This is a genomic window from Nocardia tengchongensis, from assembly GCF_054781395.1.
Map to the genome: position 1 here is coordinate 284,009 of NZ_BAAGUM010000017.1, position 16,181 is coordinate 300,189.

13 protein-coding genes are annotated in these 16,181 nt (G+C 70.0%); 3 read left to right on the forward strand and 10 right to left on the reverse strand.

The window, feature by feature from the left end:
• Positions 1-74 precede the first annotated feature (74 nt).
• The 7 genes from egtA to ACYVKL_RS32335 form a co-directional block, all read right to left on the reverse strand.
• Complete coding sequence (egtA, locus tag ACYVKL_RS32305) at positions 75-1,382, reverse strand: ergothioneine biosynthesis glutamate--cysteine ligase EgtA (protein WP_379167506.1); 1,308 nt, start codon at positions 1,380-1,382, stop codon at positions 75-77.
• Entirely contained in the window at positions 1,379-2,425 is a 1,047-nt protein-coding gene (locus ACYVKL_RS32310; RefSeq protein WP_379167504.1) for a ketoacyl-ACP synthase III family protein, read from the reverse strand. Before ACYVKL_RS32310 ends, egtA begins: the two co-directional genes overlap by 4 nt.
• Positions 2,416-3,156 carry an SDR family NAD(P)-dependent oxidoreductase gene (locus ACYVKL_RS32315; RefSeq protein WP_379167502.1) on the reverse strand — a complete coding sequence of 247 codons (741 nt, stop codon included), beginning with the start codon at positions 3,154-3,156 and terminating at the stop codon, positions 2,416-2,418. The genes ACYVKL_RS32310 and ACYVKL_RS32315 overlap by 10 nt, the downstream gene beginning before the upstream one ends.
• Positions 3,156-4,400 carry an acyl-CoA dehydrogenase family protein gene (locus ACYVKL_RS32320; protein WP_357192651.1) on the reverse strand — a complete coding sequence of 415 codons (1,245 nt, stop codon included), beginning with the start codon at positions 4,398-4,400 and terminating at the stop codon, positions 3,156-3,158. The genes ACYVKL_RS32315 and ACYVKL_RS32320 overlap by 1 nt, the downstream gene beginning before the upstream one ends.
• Positions 4,401-4,468: 68 nt before the next feature.
• Positions 4,469-5,890, reverse strand: a complete 1,422-nt coding sequence (locus ACYVKL_RS32325; protein WP_379167499.1) for an MFS transporter — start codon at positions 5,888-5,890, stop codon at positions 4,469-4,471.
• A complete protein-coding gene (locus ACYVKL_RS32330; RefSeq protein ID WP_379167497.1) occupies positions 5,887-10,140 on the reverse strand; it encodes a type I polyketide synthase in 4,254 nt (1,417 codons plus the stop codon). The genes ACYVKL_RS32325 and ACYVKL_RS32330 overlap by 4 nt, the downstream gene beginning before the upstream one ends.
• 79 nt (positions 10,141-10,219) lie before the next feature.
• Positions 10,220-11,143: a zinc-binding dehydrogenase gene (locus tag ACYVKL_RS32335; RefSeq protein WP_379167495.1), complete on the reverse strand. Its 924-nt coding sequence runs from the start codon at positions 11,141-11,143 to the stop codon at positions 10,220-10,222.
• 298 nt (positions 11,144-11,441) lie between these two features.
• Between ACYVKL_RS32335 and ACYVKL_RS32340 the strand changes: the two genes are divergently transcribed.
• Positions 11,442-12,392 (forward strand): LysR family transcriptional regulator, encoded by a 951-nt coding sequence (locus ACYVKL_RS32340; RefSeq protein ID WP_379167494.1) that lies wholly within the window; start codon positions 11,442-11,444, stop codon positions 12,390-12,392.
• Here the strand turns inward: ACYVKL_RS32340 and ACYVKL_RS32345 are convergent.
• On the reverse strand, positions 12,389-13,027 hold the full coding sequence (locus ACYVKL_RS32345) for a TetR/AcrR family transcriptional regulator (protein WP_246598070.1): 639 nt from the start codon (positions 13,025-13,027) through the stop codon (positions 12,389-12,391). The two genes, ACYVKL_RS32340 and ACYVKL_RS32345, sit on opposite strands and share 4 nt — an antisense overlap.
• A 337-nt stretch (positions 13,028-13,364) precedes the next feature.
• On the opposite strand from ACYVKL_RS32345, the gene ACYVKL_RS32350 reads away from it, so the two are divergent.
• Complete coding sequence (locus ACYVKL_RS32350; RefSeq protein ID WP_379167491.1) at positions 13,365-14,648, forward strand: DUF7159 family protein; 1,284 nt, start codon at positions 13,365-13,367, stop codon at positions 14,646-14,648.
• A 64-nt stretch (positions 14,649-14,712) separates the two neighbouring features.
• Here the strand turns inward: ACYVKL_RS32350 and bcp are convergent, their stop codons facing one another.
• Positions 14,713-15,186: a thioredoxin-dependent thiol peroxidase gene (gene bcp / locus ACYVKL_RS32355; RefSeq protein WP_379167489.1), complete on the reverse strand. Its 474-nt coding sequence runs from the start codon at positions 15,184-15,186 to the stop codon at positions 14,713-14,715.
• 161 nt (positions 15,187-15,347) lie between these two features.
• Here bcp and ACYVKL_RS32360 point away from each other — a divergent pair, with 161 nt between their 5' ends.
• Positions 15,348-15,572 carry a DUF3618 domain-containing protein gene (locus tag ACYVKL_RS32360; protein WP_379167487.1) on the forward strand — a complete coding sequence of 75 codons (225 nt, stop codon included), beginning with the start codon at positions 15,348-15,350 and terminating at the stop codon, positions 15,570-15,572.
• Positions 15,573-15,678: 106 nt separating this feature from the next.
• Here the strand turns inward: ACYVKL_RS32360 and ACYVKL_RS32365 are convergent, their stop codons facing one another.
• Complete coding sequence (locus ACYVKL_RS32365; RefSeq protein WP_213557539.1) at positions 15,679-15,984, reverse strand: excalibur calcium-binding domain-containing protein; 306 nt, start codon at positions 15,982-15,984, stop codon at positions 15,679-15,681.
• Positions 15,985-16,181: the final 197 nt, after the last annotated feature.

Sequence of the window (16,181 nt, forward strand, 5' to 3'; positions counted from 1 at the left end):
CAGACACTCCTTCCAGTCCCGGTGGTACTCGTCCGCGTCGCGGTCAGCCGGGGCTCTGCGACGACGCGCGGCACTCACGCCGAGGCGGCGATGCCGAGTGCCGGCGGGCGGGCGGCCCGGCAGCGGCGGGCGGCGTCGGAGAGTTCGGCCGCCGCTGCCGGAGTCCGCGCGTGCGCCTCGGCCAGTGCCAGCAGATCCACCGCGGCCGCGCGCAATTCGGGATCGTCGAGACCGTGGCGCGCCGCCGCGGTCCAGCGCTCCGCGGTGGATCCCGCGCGGGCCGTCGCCGCCGCGGTGACCCGAGGACTCGACATCAGCGCCTCGACCGCCAGCATCGGGACCCGCCACTCCTCGCCCGGCTGCGCATCGAGATAGCGGATCTCGAGGTGCCCGGCCGGGCGCACCGGGGGAAACAGCGTGGTCAGGTGATAGTCGAGATCGGTGGTGCCGGGCCGGCGCCCGAGCTCGTCGTCCAGATCACCGCGCAGCCAATCGGCGAAGCTCGCGCCGGGCGGCGCGGTCCAGTCGGCCTCGGCGCCCGGCCGCCGCACACACAGCAGGGGGACGTCGAGCGCCCAGCGGGCGTACCCGGTGATCGGGTCCGGCCAGTCCCGCACCGGCGGATGGGTACGAGCCGGATCCAAGCGCAACCAAGCGCGCATGCGCTGGGACGCCCAGCTTCCGGCCGGAGCCGTGCTCAGCGCGGGCGAACACGCGAAGGCCGCGACCAGCGCCGGGCCCATCGCGTACAGCGCGTTCCACCGCGTCGCCACCTCGTGCCGGTCGGCCCCGGCGTCCACGCTGATCTGCGTCGCCGCCGTATTGCACATCATCAGCCGGCCGAACGGCCCGATGCCGTCGAAGACGCGCTCCATGGTGCGATAACGCGGCGCGCACAGCACCCGGCGCGGCCGCCGGTCCGGGTCGGTGGCGCCGGGCAGCCGCCCGATGGCATGCGGCTCGAGCAGCTGATCCAGAAATCGGGTGTCGCGGCCCAGGTGCTCGACCAGGGTGCCGCTGTCCGGGTAAGGCGCGCTGGACAATTCGATCTGCCCACCGGGTTCGATGGTGACGCGGCTGCCGCCCGGCAGGGGCCATTCGGGCGAGTCCGGAGCGATCGAGCGCGGCGCGTAGGGGCCCAGCGCTGCCGCCAGCGCCATCGGATCCGGCCGTGCGGGGGCTCGCCCGCCGGCGGCGCGTCGACCGAGATCGGCGGTGAGCCACTCCAGTTCGGCCCCGATCAACCGGGGGGTTCTGCGGGCGAAGCAGCGGTCGGCGATGTAGGCCTCCGCGTTCGACCGCGACGGAAGAGACTCCGCCCCACAGCTTTCGCCTGCTTCGGGCCGTGCGATCGACGCGGGGCCCAGGGTGCGGTTGATCATGTCGAGTCTCCGCCTCGCTCCGTCGGTACCGGCCGGGAGACCACCGCGCAGGACCAGCTGAACCCGACTCCCGCGCTCAACACGAGCGCGTATTCCCCCGGCGCCAGCAGGTGCTGGTCGAGCAGGTCCGCCAGTCCGGCGGCCAGGTCACCCGCGCCCAGATGTCCGGTGTCCCGGCCGAAGTCCACCGTGTCGGCCGGGGTCAGCTCTGCCACCAGCGGCCGATATCCGGAGTCCAGGGCGTCCGCGTGGAAGCGCGGCAGGATGACGCGGGCCAGGCGGGGGTCGTCGCCGGTGAGCCCGGCGTCGGCCAGCGCCGTCGTGATCACCTCGGTGAGCTTCGCGCGCTCGATCTCCGCGTACCGATTGCGCGGCAGGGTGCGCAGGAAGGCCTTTTTCGTGGTGCGCACGTCCACCGCGCCGCGCAGCCAGCGCGGGGCGGGGGCGGCCGGATCATCGCCGCGGGTCATGGCCTCCAGCTGCGGGGCCGCGACGGTGGCGATGGCGTGCAACCACAGCCGCGGCCGGGCGTCCGGTTCGGTGGACAGCAGGACGGCGGTCCCCGCGTCGCCGTACGCCACGCCGTAATCGCCGGTCCACCGGTGGAATCCGGGTTCGGCGAAGCGATCACCGGTGCCGACCAGTGCCCGGCGGCAACGCGGATCGCCGCGCAGGAAGGTCGCGGCGGCTTGCACGGCCGCCGCGCCGCCATTGCACATCTGCTGAATGCCCAGGGGCAGTGCGCTGTTCGCGCCGACCCCGGCGGCCACGAAATGCGCCGGGGACCAGAAGTCGTGTCCCTGATAGTGACTCCACGCGTACAACAGCAGACCGACGTCCGCGCCGTCCCAGCCCGCCGCCGTGAGCGCTACCCGGCCGGCCAGCACCGCCAGCTCCGGGCCGGAGCACGACTCCGACACCGCCAGGGCCGTGTACCCGGGATCGGCGGGCCGGCGCGACGGCTCCAGATCCGCTGGCTTCTGCCGGTATTCGGGTATCCAATGCGTGGCCGTGACCACCGCGAGCGGTTCGCTCAGCTCCACAGCAGACCCCCGTTGACTTCCAGAATGTGTGAATTCACATACGACGCGTCGTCGCTGGCGAGGAACACCACCGACCTGCCCACCTCGTCCCCGGTCCCGCTGCGCCCCGCCAGCAGTCGCCCGGACACCTGCTCCCAGACCAGGTCGTTCTCCGAAAGGCGTGCCCCCAAACCGGTGTCGACGAATCCCGGGGCGACGGCGTTCACCGTGATGCCGTCGGCTGCCAGCTCGGCCGCGGCGGAGCGCACCAGCATCTCGATGCCCGCCTTGGACGCGCAATACGCGCTCGCCCCCGGCGACACCCGGGTGGACAGGGCGGAGGAGATGGCGATGATCCGGCCGCCGCCGCTGCCGCGCAGGTACGGGACAGCGGCGCGCACACAGTAGAAGGTGCCGATCAGGTTGGTCTCGATCACCTCGGCCCACCGCGCCGGATCGATGGCGGCGACCATGCCGTCATTGCTCATGCCCGCGTTGCACACCAGCACGTCCAGCCGCCCGAAATGCCGCACCGCGGCGGCCATCAGGTCCTCCACCGCGGCCGGGTCGCGCACGTCGGTGGCCTCGAAATGCACGCGGTCACCGCCGAATTCGCGGATCAGCTCCAGCTCGCCGGCCGACCGGGCCGCGCACACCACCTTCGCGCCCTCGGCGAGCGCGGATTCGGCGATGGACCGGCCGAGTCCGCGGGTCCCGCCGGTGACGATCACGACCTTCCCACGCAGCCGCATCAGATGATCCCGACCATCTGCGCGTGGTCGGGGACCGAATCCCAGATCACCGCGTCCGGATCACCATTGCGCAGCAGATTCGCCATGCGCTCGCGCAGAATGATGTTGGTGCCGTCGGAGTGCAGCCAGATGGAGGCGTCGCGCAGCAACTTCTCGATGCCGTTCTCCTTCATCACCCCGTGCCCGCCCCACAGCTCCATGGCCCGGCGCGCGGAGTCGAAAATGCGCTCGGAGGTGATGAGTTTCGGTGCGACCGCCAGCGCCGGGTCGAATGTCTCCGCGGTGCGGGCCTGCCAGGCCGCGCGCCAGATATAGGTGCGGCTGACGTCGATGTTGAGGTACATGTCGGCCAGGTAGGAGCCGACCGCCTGATGCTCGATGATCGGCACCCCGCCCTGCACCCGTTCCCGGCACCAGCGCAGCGTGCGGTCGAAGCACTCGCGGCCCACACCCAGGGCGCACGACGCGGCATAGGCGTTGCTGTGCCGCAGCAGCCGTCCGACGCTGCGCAGTGCCACACCGGTCTCACCGAGCACGTCCGCATCGGACACGAAGACGTTCTCGTAGAAGATCTCCGCGTTGTTGGCGATCCGCTCGCCGTTCTTGTCGTGCACCCGGCCGATCCGGAAACCCTCGGCGTCGGCGGGCACGATGAACGCGGTCACGGCCTCGGTGAGCGGGCCCTCGCGGTCGGTCCGGGCGAAGCACAGGACGGTGTCGGCGCGATTGGCATTGGAGATGTAGTGCTTCATGCCATTGATGCGGTAGCCGCCGTCGACCTTCTCCGCGAAGGTCTGCATGCCCGCACCCCGGCCCGTGTACGGCAGCAGGTTGTCCGAGCCGGCGCTCGGCTCGGTGAACGAGGCCGCGAACAAGCCGCGCGGATTGGCGGCATTGCGCGCCAGGAAGCGCTCCCGCTGCGACGGCGTGCCCAGCTCGTTGAGCATCTGCGCGAACTTCCAGTGCTGGGCCAGCACCACCGCGGTGCCCAGATCCGCGGCCGCGATCTCCTCGAGGATCAGGCAATTGGTGACGTAATCGGTGGCCGCGCCACCGAATTCGAGCGGCAGCGGGGCCTGGCGCAGACCGTGGGCGTCGGCGGCCTCCACTAGATCCCAGGACCAAGCCAGTTCGGGGTCGGGCTGGGCGTCGAGGTCCGCGGCGACCGGGCGCACGACGGTGTCGGCGAAGTTCCGGGCCTTCGCGCGCCAGGTGATCATTTCGTCGGAGAGTGTGAATTCCATTGTCTATCAGTCTTTCTCGGTCGATCAGGAAGAAATGTCGAAAGAATCGTCGGGAAGATCGGTACGGATCAGCGAGCGGCCGCATCCGCCGGGATCGGGGCCGGGCGGCGCAGCAGCAGGGTCACCGCGGTGGCCACCAGCGCGCACCCGGCACCGGCCCACCAGGCGGCGGTGATGCCACCGGCCAGGGCGTGTGCCGCGGACGTCGTCGGCCTGAGGTGCTCGGTGCGAGCGGCGGCGAGCGTGATCATGGATGCCAACCCGATCGCACCCCCCAGGCGATAGGTGGTCGCGATCAGACCGGAGGCGACCCCCGCCAGCTCCGCCTCCACCCCCTGCGCACCCGCCACGAACGAGGCCGCCTGCGCGATGCCCCACCCCGCCGCCCAGATCACCGTGGGGGCCAGCACATCCCGGAGATAGGAACCCTGCGGCGGATGAGCGGCCAACCAGATCAACCCGGCCGCCGCGACCGCCAGGCCGCCACCCAACGCCGCGGCCAGCCCAAACCTGGCGATCAGCCGCGGCACCGCGGTCGACACCACGAACAGCGTGACACTGATCGGCAGGAACACCGCGCCCGATCGCAGCGGGGAGTAATCCAGCACCTGCTGCAGGTACAGGGTCACCGTGAAATAGGTGATCTGCCCGATCGCGCCCACCAGCGCGATCACCGTGTTGCCCGCCGACACACTGCGAAATCCGAAGATGCGCAAGGGCACCAGCGGATCGCGAACCCGCGCCTCCCACACCGTGAACCCCGCCAGCAGCAGCAGCGCCACCCCGAGCAGGCCCGAAGTGGACCAGTCCGTCCAGCCCAGCCGCTCGGTGCTGATCACCGCGTACGCCACCAGCAGCAGACCGGTGGTGCTGAGCAGCGCGCCGAGCACATCCGGGCGGCCCACCGCGGGCAGCCGGCGGTCGCCGGTGTACCGCGACAGCAGCAGGATCGCGATGCCGATCGGCACATTGATCAGGAAGTTCCAGCGCCAGGACACCGTGGTCAGCGCGCCGCCCAACAGCATTCCGAGGCCGCCCGCCAGGCCCGACATGGCGCCCCACCAGCCCAGCGCCCGATGCCGGGCGGGACCGTCGAACCGGGCCACCAGCAGCGTCATCGCCACCGGAGACATGAGCGCCGCGCCGACGCCCTGCACCGCTCGGGCCGCCACCAGATCGATCGGGCCGGTCGCGAGCCCGCACCACAGTGACGAGACCGCGAAGACCACCGTCCCCCAGCGGAATACCCGCTGCGCGCCGAGCCGGTCACCGAGTCGCGCGCCGAGCAGCAGCAGGCCGCCGAACGGCAGCGCGTACCCGTTGACCACCCAACTGAGGGCAACATCGCTGAAGCCCAGTTGATCCCGGATGGACGGCAGCGCCACGTTCACGATGGTGGCGTCCATCGAGATCATGAACTGGGCGCCGACCAGCACCAGCATGACCAGCCCGGTCCGGCCGGCACGGGTCGGCGCGACAGTCGTCGTCACGGCGCGTCCGAGCCGTTCGGCGCGGCCAGCGCGGCGATGCGCTCGGCGGCGGCCCGCAGCGAATCCGCCTCCAGCAGTAGCTTGGCCGGGACGGTCACACCGAACTCCGCCTGGATCTTCGACTTCACCTCCAGCGACATCAGCGAATCCATGCCGATCTCGGTCGCGGTCCGGCGGGCGTCGATCTTGGCCGCCGGTCGGCGGGTGACCGCGGCGATCTGGGCGATCAGAGTCTCCAGTACGGCCTCCGCGTCGGCGCCCCGCCGCGGTGGGGCCGCGGCGGTCGCGGTCACCGTGTGGCCGTTCGAAACCTCCTGCACCCGACGGCCGTTCGCGGGCTCCACGAGGCTCCGGTGGGCCGGGCCGGTCACCGGGGAGTGACCGTTGACCGGTGGCGTGATCGGGACCGTGACCGCGGCGGGCGCGATCGGTGGGCGCGGGACCGCGGGGACCACCGGGGCAACGGTGGCGACCGGGGCAGTGGGTGTCGCGACCGGAATGGCCGAATTAGGCACCGCGGCGGAGCTTCCCGCGACGGGCTGCAGGCCGCCGGGCCGGAAGGCCAGGCTGCCGGACAGTTCCAGCACCGTCTGATCGGCGGCGTCGCGGATGCGCAGCTCGCCCCGCAGCTCCACCGTCAGGCCGCCGCCGGCGGGGAGACCGATCGGAGCCGACGGCGCCGACAGTGCCGGCGTTGCCTCTTCCGGAACCGCGGTCAGTGTGGAAATGGCCGGCAGGGACGGGGATTCGGCGGTGCGGGGCGCGGACGGGTGAATGCGCAGACCGGAGAGTTCGGCCACGATGTACTCCTGATCATCGAAGACGGTGATGTCGGCGATTACTTGGGGGCTGGTGGAAGACCCGGGGGAGGAGGCGATCCGGACATGCGCCCAGCCCTGATGAACCGGCTGGTCGGCGACCCGCGCCAGCTCCAGCTGATCGGCGATCATCCACACCGGCTCCTCGAAGAGGGCCAGTACCGGCGCGGCACACGCCTCCAGCAGGGCCGGATGTGCCTGCACGGCTTCGGGATCGGCGGCCAGCACGGCCGGCAGGGCGACGCGGGCCAGGACCTCGCCCGAACCCAGCCACAGGTCGCTCACCGCCCGGAAGCCCGGGCCCCAAGCGGTGCCGCCTTGTAACGCCCAGTCGTAGAACCGGTCCCCGGTCCAGTGGACGTCGAGCCGCTCGCGCAACTCGGCCAGCGGTCCGCGCGTCCGCGGCGGAATGGAGCCCGTGCGAACGGTGCCCCGGCAGTGCTCCACCAACGGGCCACCCGGAATCTCCGCACCGCCCACGGTGAATCGCCAGACCCCGAGTTCGACCGGCGTCAATTCGATACGCAGTGATCGGGATTCGTGGGGAACCAGCAGCAGCGCCGCGACGAATTCGACATCCGTCAACGCCACCGGCAGACCGATCGCCTCCCGCCCGAATTCCCGTACCCGGTCCAGGAATACGGTGCCCGGAACCAGCGGGACGCCGTTCACCACATGCTCCAGCAAATACGGGGTGACGCGAGGATCGAGGGTGAACTCACGCGACAGGGCGCCCATGGTGGTCAACGGGTCCGGAGCCGGGAGCCAGAACCGCTCCCGCTGCCAGGGATAGTGCGGCAATGGAACGCAGCGTCCACCGGAATACAAGGACCGCAACCGAATCGGCGCATCGCGTTCGTAGAGCTCGGCCAGTCCGGCCAGCATGGCGGCCCGTTCGGGCTGACCGCGGCGCAGCGACCCGACCGCCACACCGTCCACGTCGATCTCGGTGAGGTTCTCCCGGATCGCCTGCACCAGCAGGGGATGCGGGCTCAGCTCCACGAACACCGTCGGCCGGTCGGCGGCCGCCGCGCGCACCACGGTGCTGAATTGCACCGGCTCCCGCAGGTTGCGGGCCCAGTACGCGGCATCCAGGTCCGTTCCGGCGACGGGCGCGCCCCGCACCGTCGAATGCACCGGCACCGACCCGGCGCGTGGCTCGATGCCCGCGAGCGCCTCGATGAGCTCGTCGAGGATCGGGTCCATCTGCACGCTGTGCGAGGCCACGTCCACCTTCACCATCTGGCAGAACACCTCCCGGGCATCCAAAGCGGCCTTCAGCTCCGCCAGCACGCCCGGATCACCGGACAACACAGTGGTATCGGGGCTGTTGTTCACCGCCACCGACACCTGCGCCCGCACTGGTTCGATCAGCGCGCGGGCCTCGTCGAGGGACAGCCCGACGACCGCCATCGCCCCCTCGCCGGACAGCCGGCGCATCAGCGCGCTGCGGCGGCAGATGACGGCGGCCGAGTCGGCCAGGCTCAGCGCGCCGGCGACGTAGGCCGCGGCGGCCTCACCCATGCTGTGCCCGATCACCAGATCCGGCTCCACACCCCACGCCCGCCAGGTCTCGGCCAGCGCGATCTCCACCGCCCACAGCGTCGGCTGCACCACGTCGATGCCGTCGAGTTCGGCGCCGTCCCGGATCCGTTCCAGCACCGACCATCCCGCCTCCGCGCGAATCGCCTCGTCGCAGCGCACCAGCGCGTGCCGGAAGGCAGGCGAGACCTCCAGCAGCTCACGGCACATGCCCGGCCACTGCGACCCCTGCCCCGGGAAGACGAAGGCCACCCGCGGGCGATCGTGCGCGGTGAACTCGGTGTCGCCGTGCAGCACGGCCCGCAACTGCTCGACGAGTTCGTCGTGGGTCGCGCCCACCACCGCCAGCCGGTGATCGTGATGGGTGCGCCGGGCCGCGGCGGTATAGGCGATATCGCGAATGTCCTCGCGCCGCCCGGCCCCACGTTGACCCAGGTAGGTGAGGTGGAAGCGCACGAGATCCCGGAGGGCCTCGTGGGATTGCGCCGAGAGCGCCAGCAATTGCGACTCGCCGCTCTCGGCCAGGCTCGCGTCGGTGTGCCGTCGGCGGGTCGTCATCGCCGGGGTCGCCTCGGTCAGCACCACGTGCACATTGGTGCCCGACACCCCGAAACCGCTCACGCCGCCGACCAGGGACCCTTCGTCGTCCAAAGGGGTGGCCATGGCGGGCAGCGTCACCGGCAGTTCCTCCCAGGGAATGGCCGGGTTCGGATTGCGCAGGTGCAGGTTGCCCGGCACGGTCCGATGCCGCAGGCACAGCACCGCTTTGATCAAACCGATCAGTCCGGCCGCGGCCTCGCTGTGCCCGATATTGGTCTTGTGCGAACCGACCAGCAGCCGCCGCTCGCGGCCCGGGCCCAGCACCGTGCTCAACGCCTCGAGTTCGACCGGGTCGCCCGCCTGGGTGCCGGTGCCGTGCGCCTCGACGAAAGACACCGTGCCCGGATCGATTCCGGCGTCCGCGTAGGCGTTGCGCAGCATGGCGACCTGCCCGGACACCGCCGGGGCCATGAACAAGCCGCTGCCCATGCCGTCATTGCTGGAACCGATGCCGCGGATCACGGCGTGAATCGGATCCCCGTCGGCCAGCGCCGCCCGCAGCGGCTTGAGCACCACGGCCGCCACGCCTTCGCTGCGCACGAAACCGTCGGCGTCGCGGTCACCGAATTTGCACCGGCCGTCGGGGGCGAGCATGCCGGCCGAGGAGAAAGCCACGCTCTCCCACGGGCTCAGCACCAGGTGCGCGCCCGCCGCGATGGCCATCTCGGACTCGCCGCTGCGCAGGCTCTGACAGGCCACGTTCAGGGCCGACAGCGATGAGGCGCAGGCCGAGTCGATCGCCAGCGCGGGACCGTTGAGGTCGAAGGCGAACGAGAGCCGGCCGGCGATGGCCGAGCGGGCGCCGCCGCCCATGATGCCGTAGATGCTGGGCTTGCCGCGGTTCTGCAGCTCCCAGTAGTTCGAGCCGTCCGTGCCGACGAAGACGCCGGTGCGGCTGCCGGCGAGCTCGTCGCGGGTCTGTCCGGCGTCCTCGATCGCCTCCCAGGCACATTCCAGCAACAGTCGCTGCTGTGGATCCATTGCCTCGGCCTCGCGCGGGGAGATGCCGAAGAAGTCCGCGTCGAAACCGTCGATATTGTCGAGAAAACCACCCGATCGGGTGACGATCTTCCCAGCCTGCGGTCCGCCGGGCTGATAGAAATGGTCGACCGGAAATCTGGTGATCGGTATTTCGGTAATAGCATCGATGCCATCGAGCAGCAGTTGCCAGAATTCGTCTATCCCATGCGCGCCCGGTACATGACACGCCATTCCGATAATCGCGACCGCGCGCTCGTCCACCCCGGTGGATCCGATGCCGGCGTTGTCTGAATTTTCGAGAGTATTCACGTTAGCGCCCCTCCCAGGCACTCGAGGAACAAATACACCGGGCTGGGCGACGCCGGTGACGCCCAGCCCGGTCACCGCGTCAATCGACCGCCAGCACGACCTTGCCGCCGGGCAGCTCCCGCTGCCGCATCTGCTGTACGACCTTGCCCAGCTCACCCCAGCCCGACACCTGACCCGGCGTCGAGACCAGCCGTCCGGCCGCGGCGAGCGAGACCAGGATGGCCAGGTCGGCGTCGTCGGGATCGGTGGCGGCGTAGGAGATGTAGTTCTGCAGGCGGGCGCCCTCGTGGCCGATGAAGTTGTAGACGTCGATCGGGGTCTTCTCACCCGAACTGCTGCCCAGTACGACCACGGTGCCGCCCGGGGCCAGCTGGGCCAGCGCGCCGGTCAGGGCGCTGCCGCCGACCGATTCCAGGACCAGGTCGAACGGGCCGGTCGCGCTGTCCACGTCCGCAACCACCGCGGTCGCGCCCAGCGCGGTCAGTTCCGCGGCCACCTGCGCGGCCTGGGTGGTGACCGCGGTGACGGTCGCGCCCGACAGTGCGGCGAGCTGCACCTGGAATCGGCCCACGCCCCCGTTCGCGCCGGTGATCAGCACCTTCCGGCCCAGCAGGGCACCCCCGATGCGCAGGGTGCGCAGCGCGGTGAGCCCGGCCATGGGCAGCGCCGCGGCCTGTTCCATCGACAGGTCGTCGGGCAGTTCGGCGAGCCGGGAGGTCGACAGGGCCGCCCGCTCGGCCCAGCCGCCCTGCTCGACCATGCCCACCACCCGGGTGCCGGGCCGCGGGCCGGAACCGTCGGCGGCGCTCTCGAGCACCACGCCGGCCACGTCCTGGCCGGGCCGCCAGCCTTCCGGGCGGATGCCGAGCAGCGCCAGTTCGCCCCGGTTCAGTGAGAACGCCCGGACGGCGACGAGCGCCTCGTGCGGCGCCGGCGCCGGTTCCGCGACCTCCTCGAAGGCGACCGGCGAATCGCCCTGTGGATTGTTGATTACTGCGCGCATTCGAATCCCTCTCCTCGCGGTTTCATTGTTCTCTTCGAATGCTGGCATTGATTCGGAGTGGCGAGAAGGAGTGGGTTTTAATCGGGTGATCACGAGAATTGATCGGCTCGCGCCGGTGTGACGCAAGGCACTTTCGGGCCGGGAATAATTGTCTTGTTGGCAAATTCGGCAGGGTGTGCCAGTAGGCATTCTATTTATTTGGACCGATAGGTTTGTTTCTTCTCCGCATAGCGAGCTCCGGTCAACTCCCGGTGGTATCGTCTGGACTGGATCCAGTTGCGACGACATGGGGGAGCGCATGGAACTGAGGCATCTGGTCAGCTTCGTCGCGGTTGCGGAGGAATTGCACTTCGGCCGGGCGGCACGGCGACTGCATATCGTGCAGCCGGCCGTCAGCCAGCGCATCAAGGCGCTCGAGAACGAGTTCGGGGTGCTGCTGTTCGACCGCACCGCCGCCGGGGTCGGCCTGACCGATTCCGGGCAACAACTGCTGCGGCAGGCCCGGTTGGTGCTGAGCACCGCCGATCAATTCGCCGCGCTCGCCGGTGAACTCGCGCGTCGCGAGAACGCGCACGCCCAGTTCCGCATCGGCACGGCGGAAGGCATGACCACCCGCCTCGAACACATCCTGGCGGTCCTGCACGACCAAGAACCGACCACACCCATCCAGCTGGAGAGCCTGCCCGCCTCCGAGCGCCTGGCCAAGGTCGCGTCCGGGCAGCTCGACGCCGCATTCGTGCGCATGCTGCGGCCGGTGTCGGGCCTGCGGGTCATCCCGCTGTGGGACGACCGGCTGGTCGCCGCCCTGCCCGCGCAGCATCCGCTGGCCGGGGAGCCGACCTTGTCGTTCCAGCGACTGGCGTCGATGCCGTTGCGGCTGTCCAAACGCGAGTCCAGCCGGACCTTCGTGGACACCGTGCTCCGGGCGTGCGGGTCGGCGGGCTTCACCCCGGAACTGGGCGGGGCCTTCACCACCGTGCAGAACACGCTGGCACTGCTGGGATCCGGGCAACCGACCTGGACGGTGCTCTACGAGGAGGCGGCCACCGCGTTGCCGACCCGGCGCGTGGCCTTCCGGCGGCTCACCGATCCGGACGTGGTGGTGCGCACGTCGCTGGTCGTTCGCGAAGTGTCGCCGATCGTGGGGCGGCTGGTGGACATCTCCCGATCATCCGGTCCCGGGGCCGTATTCGGTCCCGCCGAATCGGAAACGCCTGAACCGCCGGTGATTCGAGCCGTCGCCGGCTAGTCCGGATCGAAGGTGGTGCGCTGGCCGCCGCTGCGCGATTCCTTTTCCGCGATCAGCAGATACGCCACCATCAGGCGCTTGAGTTCGGCGACGGCGTCCTCGTGGGCGAGGCCGTCCTGCACCGAGAAGTTCAGCATCGAGTACACGACGTGCACCAGCACCTGCGCCATCATGGAGCGGCGGCCGCGCGGGGTGCGGGGCATCAGCGGGCGCAGCATCTGCGAAACCGCTTCCGCGAACTCCTTTTCGTGGATCGCGCCGGTCGCGCGGGTGGACGGCGTGGACTGCATGGCCAGCCACACCTCGCGCCGCGACGGGTCGGTCATCCACAGATCCGCCAGGTGATCGACGAGCTGGGTCATGTGCCGCAGCCAGTCCATGGACGGGATCTCGCCGTGGAAGTCGGCCAGCTCCTGCGAAACCGCCACCAGATCTTGACGATTCAGCTCGCAGACGATGACGTACTTGTTGGCGAAGAACTGGTACAGCGTGCCGATCGGCACTTCCGCGCGGGCCGCGACCTCTTCACAGGTGAACGATTCGAAGCCGACCTCGACCAGCAATTCGCGGGAGGCCTGCAACAGGGCGTCGAACTTGCGCTTCGATCGTTCCTGCGTCGGGCGGCGACGGGGCATCAGCTCCTGTGGGTCGTCCTGCAGCTCCAACGCAGGGTCCGGTCGTCGTGCCGACCTGGTTCCCGTGCGTGCTTCCACGGTGAACAGCCTACGGGTTACGACACGCGCATGACACGCTGCGGTAGTTCGTGTGTCACCGAATCCGACCCATCCACGCCGCCATCGGCTCCGAAGACCCATCGCAGCTGCCTCCCAGCTGCGGATCTCCGCTGAAAGGGGTCCGGCCCCTTTCGAACCCGGCTCGCCCCCGCTTCTCCTCTCTCGACCTTGTGATCATCGCCAGTTCGTCGACGTTGGAAGGCTGATTGTGGTTGCTTCTACCTCTGTTCGTTCCGCGGTGACCATCGGCGTCGCCACCGAGCGCGGCACGGTACGCGCCGTAGCCCTCGCCGATACTGGAGACAAGCTGGCCGAGCGCGTGGTGCTGGAACGCACCTCGCCGATCGCCGGTGAATCGAAGGCCGACCTGGCGATCGCGGTGGAGTCGGCGCTGGAGGACATCGCCGACCAGATCGGCGCGGACCGGGAGATCATCGGCGCCGCCGTCGCCTACCGGGACGCCACCGAGCGCCGCGCCATCGTCACCAAGCTGGCCGCCGGCCCCTGGCACGATGCCTCGCTGGTGTCCGCCAAGGCCGCGCACCTGTCCGTGGCGCGCGCCATGACCTGGGTGGACGAATTCGAGGACCTCGCCATCTGCGAGGTGGTGCCAGGCTGCCAGGCGTTCTCGCTCATCTCGCCCGACCGCGCCCGGGTGCTCGCCGCGGTGACGCTGAACGGCGGCGCGGCCACCGAGGACGCCATGCGTTCCGCGGTCACCGCCGCCTGGGATCAGTTCGACGCGGCCGGGGTGAAACCGGACGCGGTGGTGCTGATCGGTTCCGCCGCAACCGAACCCGCGGTGGTGGCGGCGCTGGAGTCCGGCTTCGGCGCACCGGTCATCCCGTGCCAGGTGGCGCCGATCGCCCCGGCGCTGGGCGCGGCCCTGACGGCCCTGCCGGAGGTCGAGTTCGCGGGGGAGGTGGCCGAGCGCATTCGCCGCGCCCGCGGCTCGGCGGCACTGTTCGCCGCGGCCAGCGTGCTGGCGGGCGGCCTGGTGGCGGGCGGCGTCTACGCCTCGGGCAGTGATTCCAAGAAGGTGCCCGAGCCGATCCTCACCGATTCCCGCGTCTCCGCGGACGCGCGCAACGGCGCCGAGCACCCGAGCGAAGTAGCAGTGCCCGGCGTCGACTCCGGATCCGCGGGCACCGGCGTCGACGGACTGCCCGGCGACCAGGTCATGCCGACCGAAGCGGTCACGCCGGACCCGGGGCAGGGCGGGATCGAATTGCAGCCCAGCGACGTGGTGACCATCGATCCGGCCACCCTCAACTGGGGTTCCATCCGGTCCGGCGGGAGGGCGCGGCCGCTGATCAAGGCCAAGCCCGAACCGGAGGGCGTCTCGAGCCCGGAGTCGATCATCCCGGCTCCGACCCACGCGGCCGGTTCGCCCGGTGAATCCGGGTTGTTTCCGGGCGAGCTCGCGCCGCCGCCGGTAGGCACCGACGCGTTCTCCTCCTGGTGGGACAACCACTGGCGCATGATGCTTCAGTGGGCCGCGCAGCTGATGCCGAAGGTCTAGCCCACCGCTGAACATGACGAACCCCCGGTCCGCGTGCGGGCCGGGGGTTCGATCCTGTGCCGGCTCAGACCGACAGGTCGCGACGCAACTTCGCGACGTGCCCGGTGGCCCTCACGTTGTATTGCGCGACTTCGATCTTCCCGTTCTCGTCGATCAGGAAGGTGGAGCGGATGACGCCGGTGACCTTCTTGCCGTACATCATCTTCTCGCCGAAGGCGCCGTACGCGGACAGCGTCTCCTTCTCCGGATCCGACAGCAGCGGGAAGGTCAGCTGCTCGGTGTCGCGGAACTTGGCCAGCTTGGCCGGCTTGTCGGGGGAGATGCCGACGACCGCGATGCCCGCGCCGTCCAATTCGGCCAGATTGTCGCGGAAATCGCAGGCCTGCTTGGTGCAGCCCGGGGTGCTGGCGGCCGGGTAGAAGTAGACGATCACCTTGCGGCCGCGGTAGTCGGACAGGGAGATGTCCTTGCCGTCGGCATCGGGCAGGGTGAAGTCGGGGGCGGGGTCGCCGGGACTGAGTCGGTGATTCTCGGTCATGCCGCCACGCTAGTCGACGGGCTCGAGCCGGTGTTGGCGATACACTCTCGGCAGGTCGGCTCGCATGCGCCTGTGCTTCTCGAATGGAGAGCAGCGTCGCGCGAGCGGCCCCGAGACGACAGCGCCGCGGATTCCGCGCGGCTTTCAGACAGGAGTGTGACGTGGCGAGAGATACCGAGGCGATCGAGCGGGAGATCGAGGCCGCACGCAACCGGCTCGCGAGCACCCTCGACGAGCTGGCGGTACGCGCCGACCCCCAGCGGCTGGCGGACAACGCGAAGCAGTCTCTGGTGGCCAAGGTGAACGAGCCCAAGATCAAGTACAGCCTGATCGGCGCGGGCGTCCTGATCGCGACCCTGGTCGTGGTGAAGATCTTCCGCCGCTAGCTGCGAACAACGACAACAGCCGCGTGGCCCGGTCCGAATGGACCGGGCCACGCAGCTTTTCGGGGTTTCAGGGGTTTACCCCCGAGAGTCCCGAGAGTTGGTCTTCTCAGACGGTGGGGCAGGCCATGCCGGTGCCGTCGGGGTCCAGGTGCGGGCTGTATCCGGGCTGGCCGCGGAACAGCGGGGCGGCACCGGCGGCGCGGGCCTGGTCGCAGTTCTGGTACACGGGGCCGCCGGCCGAACCGGTCTGGGTCAGACCCGCGGAGCCGGTGGCGGCCGAGCCGGTGTCGATGGCGGAGGAACCGGTCCCCGAGGACCCGGTGATCACATCGGCTTGGGCAATGGCGGTCTGGGCTGCGATGGTCGTCAGACCCGCGACGCTGGCGGTGACGAGTAGCCGGCGAACGTTCATGTATTCCTCAATGTCGGCGCGGTTAGGGTTAGCTGGCCCGAGTGTTCTGGCGCAACGTTGCATTGTCAACCGGATGAGCTATGCACAGAGGTGAATTAGGGGATTTACCCCGAATGCCGGAACCCCTTCTGCCACTATGTGTCTCATTCGTCCTGACTGAAATGCGCTCGGGCATTGACGATTTCCGCCAGAACTAC

Excerpts from the sequence above, each read along its gene's own strand:
- egtA (WP_379167506.1), bottom strand. The coding sequence starts at position 1,382 with ATGATCAACCGCACCCTGGGCCCCGCGTCGATCGCACGGCCCGAAGCA.
- ACYVKL_RS32315 (WP_379167502.1), bottom strand. The coding sequence starts at position 3,156 with ATGCGGCTGCGTGGGAAGGTCGTGATCGTCACCGGCGGGACCCGCGGA.
- ACYVKL_RS32320 (WP_357192651.1), bottom strand. The coding sequence starts at position 4,400 with ATGGAATTCACACTCTCCGACGAAATGATCACCTGGCGCGCGAAGGCC.
- ACYVKL_RS32335 (WP_379167495.1), bottom strand. The coding sequence starts at position 11,143 with ATGCGCGCAGTAATCAACAATCCACAGGGCGATTCGCCGGTCGCCTTC.
- ACYVKL_RS32340 (WP_379167494.1), top strand. The coding sequence starts at position 11,442 with ATGGAACTGAGGCATCTGGTCAGCTTCGTCGCGGTTGCGGAGGAATTG.
- ACYVKL_RS32345 (WP_246598070.1), bottom strand. The coding sequence starts at position 13,027 with ATGCCCCGTCGCCGCCCGACGCAGGAACGATCGAAGCGCAAGTTCGAC.
- bcp (WP_379167489.1), bottom strand. The coding sequence starts at position 15,186 with ATGACCGAGAATCACCGACTCAGTCCCGGCGACCCCGCCCCCGACTTC.
- ACYVKL_RS32365 (WP_213557539.1), bottom strand. The coding sequence starts at position 15,984 with ATGAACGTTCGCCGGCTACTCGTCACCGCCAGCGTCGCGGGTCTGACG.